The 11066-nt window shown below is 34.6% G+C and carries 14 protein-coding genes; all 14 read left to right on the top strand.

Going from position 1 to position 11066, the window contains the following annotated elements:
• Positions 1 to 203: 203 nt before the first annotated feature.
• The 14 genes from alaS (at position 204) to yqeK (ending at position 11064) form a co-directional block, all read left to right on the top strand.
• Positions 204 to 2834 (top strand): alanine--tRNA ligase, encoded by a 2631-nt coding sequence (gene alaS / locus H9D55_RS06075; RefSeq protein ID WP_186077775.1) that lies wholly within the window; start codon positions 204 to 206, stop codon positions 2832 to 2834.
• A gap of 54 nt (positions 2835 to 2888) precedes the next feature.
• Complete coding sequence (locus tag H9D55_RS06070) at positions 2889 to 3152, top strand: IreB family regulatory phosphoprotein (RefSeq protein ID WP_186077773.1); 264 nt, start codon at positions 2889 to 2891, stop codon at positions 3150 to 3152.
• A complete protein-coding gene (gene ruvX, locus H9D55_RS06065; RefSeq protein ID WP_186077771.1) occupies positions 3145 to 3564 on the top strand; it encodes a Holliday junction resolvase RuvX in 420 nt (139 codons plus the stop codon). The genes H9D55_RS06070 and ruvX overlap by 8 nt, the downstream gene beginning before the upstream one ends.
• 11 nt (positions 3565 to 3575) lie before the next feature.
• The gene (locus tag H9D55_RS06060; RefSeq protein ID WP_186077769.1) at positions 3576 to 3881 is read left to right on the top strand and encodes a DUF1292 domain-containing protein; all 306 of its coding nucleotides are present in this window, start codon (positions 3576 to 3578) and stop codon (positions 3879 to 3881) included.
• 75 nt (positions 3882 to 3956) lie between these two features.
• Entirely contained in the window at positions 3957 to 5084 is a 1128-nt protein-coding gene (gene mltG / locus H9D55_RS06055) for an endolytic transglycosylase MltG (protein WP_186077767.1), read from the top strand.
• Positions 5085 to 5245: 161 nt separating this feature from the next.
• A complete protein-coding gene (locus H9D55_RS06050) occupies positions 5246 to 5854 on the top strand; it encodes an O-methyltransferase (protein ID WP_186077765.1) in 609 nt (202 codons plus the stop codon).
• Positions 5855 to 5872: 18 nt separating this feature from the next.
• On the top strand, positions 5873 to 6361 hold the full coding sequence (gene greA, locus H9D55_RS06045) for a transcription elongation factor GreA (protein ID WP_186077763.1): 489 nt from the start codon (positions 5873 to 5875) through the stop codon (positions 6359 to 6361).
• Positions 6354 to 7055, top strand: a complete 702-nt coding sequence (locus H9D55_RS06040) for a 5'-methylthioadenosine/adenosylhomocysteine nucleosidase (RefSeq protein WP_186077761.1) — start codon at positions 6354 to 6356, stop codon at positions 7053 to 7055. Before greA ends, H9D55_RS06040 begins: the two co-directional genes overlap by 8 nt.
• A gap of 173 nt (positions 7056 to 7228) precedes the next feature.
• Complete coding sequence (locus H9D55_RS06035) at positions 7229 to 7771, top strand: YqeG family HAD IIIA-type phosphatase (protein ID WP_186077759.1); 543 nt, start codon at positions 7229 to 7231, stop codon at positions 7769 to 7771.
• The gene (gene yqeH, locus H9D55_RS06030) at positions 7755 to 8861 is read left to right on the top strand and encodes a ribosome biogenesis GTPase YqeH (RefSeq protein WP_377275352.1); all 1107 of its coding nucleotides are present in this window, start codon (positions 7755 to 7757) and stop codon (positions 8859 to 8861) included. The genes H9D55_RS06035 and yqeH overlap by 17 nt, the downstream gene beginning before the upstream one ends.
• 2 nt (positions 8862 to 8863) lie before the next feature.
• The gene (locus tag H9D55_RS06025) at positions 8864 to 9652 is read left to right on the top strand and encodes a shikimate dehydrogenase family protein (RefSeq protein ID WP_235963127.1); all 789 of its coding nucleotides are present in this window, start codon (positions 8864 to 8866) and stop codon (positions 9650 to 9652) included.
• Positions 9649 to 9942, top strand: coding sequence for a ribosome assembly RNA-binding protein YhbY (gene yhbY / locus H9D55_RS06020; protein WP_186077757.1), 294 nt, complete (start codon positions 9649 to 9651; stop codon positions 9940 to 9942). The genes H9D55_RS06025 and yhbY overlap by 4 nt, the downstream gene beginning before the upstream one ends.
• Positions 9942 to 10508 (top strand): nicotinate-nucleotide adenylyltransferase, encoded by a 567-nt coding sequence (nadD, locus tag H9D55_RS06015; protein WP_186077755.1) that lies wholly within the window; start codon positions 9942 to 9944, stop codon positions 10506 to 10508. Before yhbY ends, nadD begins: the two co-directional genes overlap by 1 nt.
• Positions 10495 to 11064, top strand: coding sequence for a bis(5'-nucleosyl)-tetraphosphatase (symmetrical) YqeK (gene yqeK, locus H9D55_RS06010; RefSeq protein ID WP_186077753.1), 570 nt, complete (start codon positions 10495 to 10497; stop codon positions 11062 to 11064). The genes nadD and yqeK overlap by 14 nt, the downstream gene beginning before the upstream one ends.
• The last annotated feature ends 2 nt before the right edge of the window (positions 11065 to 11066 follow it).

Genomic DNA, 11066 nt, shown 5'->3' with positions numbered 1-11066 from the left:
AATACTGAGTTAATTATTTGGCAAAGAAGAGATGTTGTGATTGGTGAAAACAACACAAGAATAGTTAACGTGCTATATTTGTATGAAAAATAAATAAAGCTAAAGTGATGATTTAATCATAATTTGGGTGGTACCGCGGATAGAATTCGTCCCTCTTTTAGGGAGAATTCTATTTTTTTATCTATATTAACGGAGGAAAATTAATGAAGAAACTATCTACTAATGAATTACGACGTTTGTTTTTACACTTTTTCGAATCTAAAAACCATGATATTGAAGCGAGTGCGTCACTCGTACCAGTGAATGACGATTCACTTTTATGGATCAACTCTGGAGTTGCAACATTAAAAAAATACTTCGATGGAACTGAAATCCCAAAGAATCCAAAAATCGTAAACTCACAAAAATCAATCCGCACAAACGATATTGAAAACGTTGGATTTACTGCAAGACACCATACGTTCTTCGAAATGTTAGGTAACTTCTCTATTGGAGAATATTTCAAAAAGGACTCAATTTTATATGCTTGGGAGTTTTTAACAAGTGAAGAGTGGTTGAATTTTGATGAAGATAAACTTTTTGTAACGATTCACCCTGAAGACGAAGAGTCATTTAAAATTTGGAATGAAATCATTGGATTACATCCATCAAAAATTACTCGTATCGAAGGGAACTTTTGGGATATTGGTGAAGGCCCATGTGGTCCAAACTCAGAAATTTTCTACGACCGTGGAGAGTCATATGACTTTGGTGAAGAGAGAAGTGAGATGTATCCAGGTGGAGAAAACGAACGTTATCTTGAAATTTGGAACCTAGTATTCTCTGAATTTAACCATAATAGTGATCACACTTATACCCCACTACCAAGCAAAAACATTGATACTGGTATGGGCCTTGAGCGTCTTGCGAGTGTTATTCAAGATGTTCCAACAAACTTTGACACGGATGTGTTTATACCTATCATTCAGAAGGTTGAAGACCTAAGTGGAAAAAAATATGGTGTTTCAGAAGTTGATGACGTTTCATTTAAAGTCATCGGTGACCACATTAGAACAGTTGCATTCGCAATTGGTGACGGTGCGTTACCTTCAAACGAAGGACGCGGTTATGTACTACGTCGTTTGATCCGTCGTGCAACACGCTTTGGGAAAGAACTTGGAATTAAACAAGCGTTCTTATCTGAGCTAGTTCCAATAGTGAAAGAAGTGATGAATGATTACTATCCAGAGATTGCCGCTTCTGAATCATTTATTAAGCAAGTGATCCATCAAGAAGAAGAGCGTTTCTTAACAACTCTTGATGAAGGTATTAAAATCTACGAAGATATGAGAGACAACGTTAAAGATACGACTAAAATCCTTAGTGGTGCTGAGGCCTTTAAACTCTACGACACATTCGGATTCCCAATCGAGATGACTATTGAGTATGCAGCAGAAGACGGAATCACTGTGGATATCGATGGGTTTAATACAGAGATGAAAAAACAAAAAGACCGAGCACGCTCATCACGAAAAGATAGTAATTCAATGAATGTGCAATCTGCAACGTACTCAAGTATTAAAGATATAAGCGTATTTACTGGGTATGAATCAGTTCAGTCCGAAGGTAAACTTCTATATATCATTAAAGACGATGAAAAATTAGATTCATATGAGGGAAATGATTTTGTTGAAGTTATATTTGATAAAACACCGTTCTATGCGATTTCTGGTGGACAAGTTGCTGATACTGGAATTATTCAAAATGAACATGCGAAGATGGAAGTTGTTGCCGTAACGAAAGCGCCAAACGGCCAGAACATTCACACAGTTCATGTAAAAGAAGGTGTCATTAATATAGCAGATGTATTTAGTCTAGAAGTAAACAAAGAAGCTCGTAATTTTATTATTAAAAATCATACAGCAACTCATTTACTACACCAGGCCCTTAAGGATGTCATTGGTAATCATGCAAACCAAGCAGGATCACTGGTTGAAAAGGAAAGACTACGCTTTGATTTTACACATATCGAAGGTCTTAAGGATAGAGAACTTAAACAAATCGAAAGAATTGTAAATGAAAAAATTTATGCAAGTTTAGCTGTAGAGATTGCAGAAATGCCGATTGAAGATGCTAAGAAAAAAGGTGCTATGGCTTTGTTTGGTGAAAAATATGGCGATGCTGTACGCGTTGTTGATATCGATGGGTATTCTATTGAATTATGTGGTGGTATACACGTAGGGAACACAGGTCAAATCGGCACATTTAAAATTCTTTCTGAATCAGGAATCGGTGCTGGTGTAAGAAGGATTGAGGCAGTGACGAGCAAATACGCTGTCGAACGCTTACAAGAAGAAGAGAAAACAGTTGAACGTATTGCAAATTCATTAAAAGTGAAGAAACAAAATGTAGAGTCTAAGATTGTGGAACTTGAGCGAAGTGAAAAAGCACTGCAAATAGAGTTGAAAGAACTTAAAGCAGCAATACAGAAAGATGCACTTAGCGATCTGAGCAATGATACAGTGCAGATTGGCGATTATTCAGTGATTAAAACTGAAGTAAACGTAGGAAGCGTATCTGAATTAAGAGATACAATGGACATGATTAAATCTAGTGAGCAAAATTCAATTATTGCCTTAGCATCGATTATTGACGACAAAGTTTCACTTATAGTATCCGTTCCCAAACCACTGACTAAAGATATTAAAGCAGGCGATATCATGAAAGGTATGGCAGAGCGTGTCGACGGAAAAGGTGGTGGTCGACCAGATCAAGCTCAAGGTGGCGGAACGAACGTTGGGAATATTAACGCAGCATTACAATTTGTTGAAGAGTATATTAAAAGTTTTGTATAAGCATTTTTCTTTGGTATAATAATCATTAGAATTATGTAGTCAGGAGTGTTTTACATGGACGAATTCGATAAAACAATGAAGTTTAGTGTTGAGGATACTCATAAAATGAACATTAAGAATGTACTTACAAATGTGTATAAAACACTAGAAGAGCGAGGTTACAATCCTGTAAACCAAATCGTCGGCTACTTACAAAGTGGCGATCCTGCATTCATTCCTAGACATAATGATGCAAGAAATCAAATCCGCCATATCGAACGTGATGAGATTATGGAAGTCTTAGTTAAATTCTACATTGAGAGAGAAATCGATGGATAGAACCCTAGGACTAGATTTAGGTACAAAAACGATTGGGGTTGCCGTGAGTGACATGCTTGGATGGACGGCTCAAGGTATAACTACACTAAAAATCGATACTTTAAATGATGATTATGGGATTGATGCGATTGGAGAACTCATCAAAGAGTATCAGGTTAAAACAATTGTAGTGGGGTTACCCAAAAATATGAACAATACCATTGGCGAAAGTGGGGAACGTACAATGTACTTCTCCAATTTGCTTGAAAATAATTTTAGTGGTGTTAAAATTGTGTTGTGGGATGAACGTCTCAGTACTGTTGCAGCAGAGCGCGCATTACTTGAAGCAGATGTATCCAGAAAAAAAAGAAGCAAAGTCATCGATAAGATGGCTGCAGTATTTATACTTCAAGGCTACTTAGATAGCCATTAAGGAGAAGACATATGTCTGAAGAATTAAATTTGAACAATGAAGAAGAACTACTAACTCTATACGATGAGGAAGGTAATGAAGTACTTTACCGAAAGTTACTTGAATTTGAACATCCTGGATTCAATAAACACTATGTGATATTAGCTGAAGAAGGTAACTTCAACGACGATGACGACGAAACTGAAATTGAACTCATCCCAATGATTTTAGAGCCGGATGAAGATGGTGAAACAGGACGTTTCTTACCAGTTGAGACAGACGAAGAGTGGGACATGATTGAAGAAATCGTAAACACTAACTTCGATGATGTTGAATAATTAAATAATTAATTTCAGTGCTTCCAGTTCGATTTAAATTGGAAGCACTTTTTAAAGATAAACAATGGAGGACTTATGAAAAAAAATGATGACGTGAGATTCTCAAAGAATGTTTCTTCATATCTTTCACTCTTTATTGTGTCTATTTTAGCGGTAGTTCTAATCGTCTTAGCAATTTCTGGTTTTATCTACGTTAAATCAGGTTCTAAACCACTAAATCCAGATTCTGAAGAAGTTGTACAAGTTGAAATTATTTCTGGGGCGAGTTCAAGTGATATTAGTGATATGCTTGAAGAAAGTGGAATTATTAAGAATAGTTTCTTGTTTCAAATGTATTTAAGGTTAAATAGTATTTCTAACTATCAAGCAGGCCAGTATAATTTGTCACCATCAATGGATTTCGAAACAATTTCTAAAACGTTAGAAACAGGCATCATTTATGAAGAAGTAGTCTATAAATTAACAATTCCTGAAGGTTATACAATTGATGAGATTGGTGACACAATCGAAAATACACTTCCAGTCAAAAAAGAAGTATTCATCAATAAGATTCAGGACAAGGAATATATGAAACAACTAATTGAAGATTATCCAGACATGTTAACTGATGAGATATTAGACGAGGATATCAAATATCCACTAGAAGGATATTTATTCCCAGCGACATATGATATCACTGAAGAAGAACCGAGTATGGACAAATTGATCAGACAAATGTTAGACGCAACTAAAATTAATACGTATAACCTGTATAAATCTGTTGATGAATACAATATAAATATTGAAGGTAATAATGAAACATTAACATTTCATCAATTCCTGACGTTAGCTTCGCTAGTAGAAGAAGAAGCAACCTCACTTGCAGATCGTGCAAAAATTACAAGTGTCTTCTTAAACAGACTTGCTCTAGAGCCTTCTATGCCTTTACAAACGGATCCTACAGTCCTTTATGCACAAGGAAAGCATAAAGATGTTGTTTTATATGAAGACCTAGAAGTGAATGATCCTTTCAACACTTATCAACATAGAGGATTAACTCCAGGTCCAATTGCAGGCCCTGGTACAGAATCAGTTCAGAGTATATTAAACCCTTCAAATACAAACTACTATTACTTTTTAGCTGACAAAAATGGAGTGAATCACTTCTCTGAGACGCTAGAAGAACACGAAGAAAAACGAGAGAAATATATTAATGCAGACTAATAATATGCGCATCTTTGGATGCGTCTTTTTTAATGAGTTTCTGCACTTTTATGATGAAAAAGAAAACAGTTTCATTTTTACTCTGTATGTGGTATAGTACAAATTAATGATTATACAACTGACACCATTAGTGTCGGTTGTTTATTTTTTGTGGTGATGTAATGGATGAAAATCAGTATATAGAAGCGCTGAATATTAGAGACGAGTTGTTTGCAGATATCTATCAATATGCTCTTGAAAACAAGATACCGATTATTGATAGTGATGCACTTAATATCATTAAAAACTTTATTCAATTAAAATCAGTGAAATCAGTTTTAGAAATTGGTACAGCAATTGGTTATAGTGGTTTGCACATTGTTTCTGTTCATGATGATGTTCAGCTTACGACAGTTGAACTAAATAAAGATAGCTATAAGATTGCAGATGAAAACTTTAAAAAATATAATGTGCAAGATAGAGTGAATAATATTCATGGCAACGCTAAGGAAGTAGAAATAGATGGTACTTTTGACATGATATTTATTGACGCTTCAAAAGGTAACAACCAGCTATTCCTTGAAAAGTATAAACCTTTACTAAATCCTGGTGGATTTATCATTGTTGATAATATCTTGCTTAGAGGTCTAGTAATTGAAGAAACAATTCAAAATAAAAATAAAAGAAAATTAAAAGAAAAAGTAGACCGCTTTAATCACTATGTCAAAGAAAATTATGATCACACCATGTATTTTAATGTTGGTGACGGACTATTAGTAATTACGATTTAATTTAAAGGAGAATTTATTATGGAACAAAATGTAAGCTTAAATAAAGAATACCCAATGACACAAGAAGGTTTTGAGAAATTAGAAAAGGATCTTGAGCATCTTAAAACGGTAAAACGTCCAGAAGTAGTAGAAAAAATAAAAGTTGCAAGAAGCTTTGGAGACTTATCAGAGAACTCGGAGTACGATGCAGCTAAAGACGAGCAAGGATTTGTTGAACAGGAAATTTCTAAAATTGAGGAGATGATTCGCTTTGCAAAAATCATCGAAGACTCAAAAGATAACACAACTGTTCAAATTGGTAAAACAGTCACTTTCGTAGAGTTACCGAAAGGTGACGAAGAAGTATACAAAATCGTGGGTTCAGCAGAAGCAGATCCTTTTGAAGGTAAAATTTCTAACGAATCACCTATTGCGCAAGCTTTAATTGGTGCGAAAATAAACGACGAAGTTAAAGTACCACTACCAAACGGCAATGAAATGAAAGTTAAGATTACTAAAATTGACTAAAAAAATCATTGGTATTATTGGTGCAATGGAACCAGAAATCGAAATATTAAAAAATGATATGACGATTGAAGATATTGTGAAGATTGCGGGTATTAAATATTTTTCAGGTGAACTATACGGGAAAAATGTTGTATTGGTTGAATGTGGAATTGGTAAAGTAAACGCCTCGATTGTAACTACATTATTAATTCAACAATTCAACGCCAACCTAGTTATTAACACAGGGGTAGCTGGGTCTTTATCTCCAAAACTTGATATTGCAGATATCGTAGTAGGTAGTGGAATGATACATCACGATGTAGATGCAACTAATTTTGAGTATGCATACGGTCAAGTACCAGGTATGCCACTTGTCTATGAAGGCGATAAGGAGACTGTACTAGTTGCTGTAGAAGCGCTCAATGAGTATGGAGATGTGAACTTCCACGAAGGTTTAATTGTAAGTGGAGATAGTTTTATAGATGACGATGCTCGTAAGGAATTTATATTAAATGAATTCAATGAAGCACTTGCTGTTGATATGGAATCTGCTCCTATTGCACAAGTGTGTCACAGATTTGAAGTCCCATGTTTAATCATGCGATCTATGAGTGATAAAGCGGATAATAGTGCTGATATAAATTATGATGAGTTTCTTTTAAAAGCTTGTATTCACTCATCTAACACGGTAAAATTAGTATTAAGGAAACTGTGATAACGGAGGGGTACAATGCTTTTCTTAATGATTCTTGCAGTGGTTATTACAACAATCATTGGCTTTTTCGTATACAAAGATACAGAAGCTGAACAATTTGAGATTGAAGAGTAATAAAATGGCGCCTATTATTAGGCGCTTTTTTGTATTATATTTAAAATGAGGGTATTTGTATGAAAAAATTGATTGAAAAGTACTTTCTACCAAGTGAGTATGTTAACCGTTTTTCAGAAATTAGTGTGGAGATGTTAAAAAACAAAAACAAAAAAGCAGTTATGATCGACTTGGATAATACTTTAGTTGCTTTTGATGATTCAAATGCAAATGAGGAAGTTCTTAATTGGATTAAAGAGTTAAAAGAAAATGAAATCGAAGTACTGATTTTATCTAACGGAAATCGTAATCGTGTTGAAAGATTTGCTATACCGCACGATTTAAACTATATTCACAGCGCAAGAAAACCATTAATGAAAAATTTTCACCTTGGTTTACGCATGTTAAATGTGTTAAAACGTGAAGTTGTTATGGTAGGCGATCAGCTTATGACAGACGTGTTAGGCGCTAATCGTGTAGGCGTTGATTCAATACTAGTATTACCAATTAAAGATAAAGACGGATATGCAACATTCTTAAATAGACGTATGGAACGCGTTGTTATGAAATGGATGGACAATAAAGAACTCATTAATTGGAGGGAAAATAGTGGCAATGTATAAATGTATTGGTTGTGGAGCAGCGCTTCAATCAGAAGATAAGACTCAACCTGGATTCGTACCAGCAAACAGAATGCAAGATGAAGACGTTATTTGTCAGAGATGTTTTAGATTAAAAAATTATAATGAAACGCCAGATGTCATGATGGAATCGGGAGAATTCATGACGATGTTAAACTCGATTTTTGAAAAAGATGGTATAGTACTTAAAATTATTGATGTATTTGATTTTAAAGGTAGCTTAATACCATCATTTAACAGAATCGTAGGTAATAAACGTGTCATTGCGGTAATTAATAAAGTCGATTTATTACCTAAATCAACTAACATGAATCGTGTGATTTCAAGAGCGAAAAAAATGCTTGCAGATGAGGGGATTACAGCTCACGAAACAATCACTATTTCTGCAATAAAAGGGCATAATTTAAAGGCGTTACTTGACATTGTGAGCAAAGAATCAAAAGGACAGGATATTTATATTGTTGGTACAACTAACGTAGGAAAATCAACGTTAATCAATAAATTAATAGAAGACAGTACTGGAGAGAAGGATGTTATCACGACATCGAATATTCCGGGTACGACACTAGGGTTAATAGATATTCCAATTTCAGAAACACAGAGCTTTATTGATACACCGGGGGTTGTGGTTGATTCACAGATGACGCACTTTATTTCACCAAAAGACTTAAAAGTGATTATGCCAAAAAAAGAGATCAAACCGAAAAATTTCCAGTTAAATGAAGGACAGACACTTTTCATCTCTAGTCTAGCACGCGTCGATTTTGTTAAAGGTGAGAGAAGTAGCTTCACAGTTTATGCGTCAGATAAACTTAAAATTCATAGAACAAAAACTGAAACAGCAACAGATTTTTATAGTAAACATTACGACACATTACTAGCACCCCCAGAGATTGAGAGTCCGATTCTAATCGAAGACACAGACATATTTTCATTTAGAACGACAGAGAGAAGTGATATCTTAATAAGTGGTCTAACTTTTGTATCTATTGATGAAGGTGTTGAAGTAGATGTTACAGTTCCAAAAGGGGTAGAAGTATCACTTCGACCATCCGTATTTAAAGGAGTGTAATTATGAATTTTGCAGTTATTGGTCATCCGATTGCACACTCATTTTCACCATTTTTACATCAAGTAAATTTCACAGAGAATAATGATGGACATAGATATTCTGCGATTGATGTTGAACCGATTGATATTAAAAATATAAGAGGAATTACTAGGATTCATGATCTCTCAGGTTTTAATGTTACAGTGCCACACAAAGAAACGATAATACCCTATCTAGACTATATATCCGATAGCGCACGTGTTATTGGTGCAGTGAATACGGTAAAAATTGTTGATGGTAAATATACAGGGTATAATACAGATGTTACAGGGTATAAGCAATCATACTCCGATGCATTTGGTGAAGACTTTAAAAAAGTACTTATCTTAGGTGCTGGTGGTGCGAGCAAAGCTGTTCTTTCGGCACACTTATCATTCGGTCATGATGTGACGATTGCTGCGAGACGCATGGAAAGCTTTAAAAGTTTCGAGAATAAAAATTTTAAAATTCATATTTTTGGCAGCGAATATGAATCTAAATTCGATGTCATTGTTAATGCGACACCGCTTGGTCTAAACGGAGAAGATGCATTTAAATCTTTCAATTTGGAACAAGTAGTTCACGATGATACAATTGGAATGGATTTAATTTATAATTCAGAAATCACTCCATTTATGAGTCATTTTGAAAACAATAAGAATGGTCTCGATATGCTGATCGGCCAAGCGATGGATGCATATGAAATTTGGACAGATAAAAAAGGGAACCGAGAAGTGGTAAGAGCCGCTTTTATAGAAAGGGAAAATTTATGAATTTAACAGGAAAACAACGCAGATATTTAAGAAGTATAGCTCATAATTTAAAACCAGTATTTCAAATTGGTAAAGATGGCGTGAACGATAATTTAATATCTCAAATAGACGATTATTTAGAAATCCACGAAATCCTAAAAGTGTCTATTTTACAGAACAGTCCAGAAGATAAAAATGATGTCGCTGAAAAGTTAGCATTAGGCACACATGCACACGTTGCACAAATCATTGGTAAAACAATTGTTTTATATCGTGAATCTAAAGAGAACAAGGAAATCAAGTTACCATAATGAAAATTGGTATCTTCGGAGGTACTTTTAATCCGATTCATCTCGGACACGTAAATGCCATTGGTGAAGCAAAGATGCATTTTGATTTAGATAAAGTGATCGTGATACCCGCTGCACAGTCACCACATAAAACGGATAAGCCTATTAAAGATTCTGACAGAGTTGAGATGATTAAACGCGCAACGAAGTACTTGGATTTTGTAGAAATAGATTCACTTGAACTAGAAAGAAGTGGCGTGAGTTACACTTATGACACGATGCTTGAACTTATGAAAAGACACGTAGGTGCTGAACTTTATTTTATAATGGGGGAAGATCAATACAACTCATTTGATAAGTGGCATAATTATGAAGAACTCTTAGAACTTGCTAATTTTATCGTTTTAAGACGTTCTGGAAGTAATATAAGAATAGATAAGCCGTTTCTAGAGAAAGAGACACGTGTTTTTGAAGTCAGTTCAAGTGAGATTAGAAAGAGAATTAAACTTGAACAACAATATTCACACCTTTTAAATGAACAAGTATACACATATATTAAGGAGCATAATCTTTATGAAGAAAAGTGAGGCAATCAATCTAGCAAAAGCGAAACTTCCTGACCGTAGATTCCAACACTCATGTAGAGTTGCAGATACTGCAGTTCAGATGGCAAAAATTTTTGGAGCTAACGAGAAAAAGTGTTTTTTAGCTGGTATGCTTCATGATTATGCGAAGTATGATGACTTAAAGGGCATGCAAAAAATTGTTAAGAAGTTTCATTTAGCCCCTGAATATCTCCAGTTTAAATCTGAAATATTGCACGGTCCTATCGCAGCACATATTATGAAAACAGAACACGGTGTGACTGATGCAGATGTATTATATGCGATGGAGAACCATACTTCAGGTAGAAGTAATATGACGCTTGTTGAAAAAATTGTGTTTGTTGCAGATTATATTGAACCTAGAAGAGAAATCCCCGGAGTAAAGGGTATTAGAAAAGTAGTCTTTGGTGAAAAGAATTTAGACAAAGCTGTTTTCTTAATTACTAAAGCAAACTTATTACACTTAATTTCTAAGGATCGCATGATTTTTAGTAAAACTTTTGAATGTTATAACTATTACAGTAATATAAAGGAATGATA

Source organism: Phocicoccus pinnipedialis (genome assembly GCF_903994035.1).
In the GTDB taxonomy this organism is placed as follows: Bacteria; Bacillota; Bacilli; order Staphylococcales; family Salinicoccaceae; genus Phocicoccus; species Phocicoccus pinnipedialis.
Note: the sequence above shows the minus strand (reverse complement) of the source record. Positions and strands in the feature narration are given on the sequence as shown.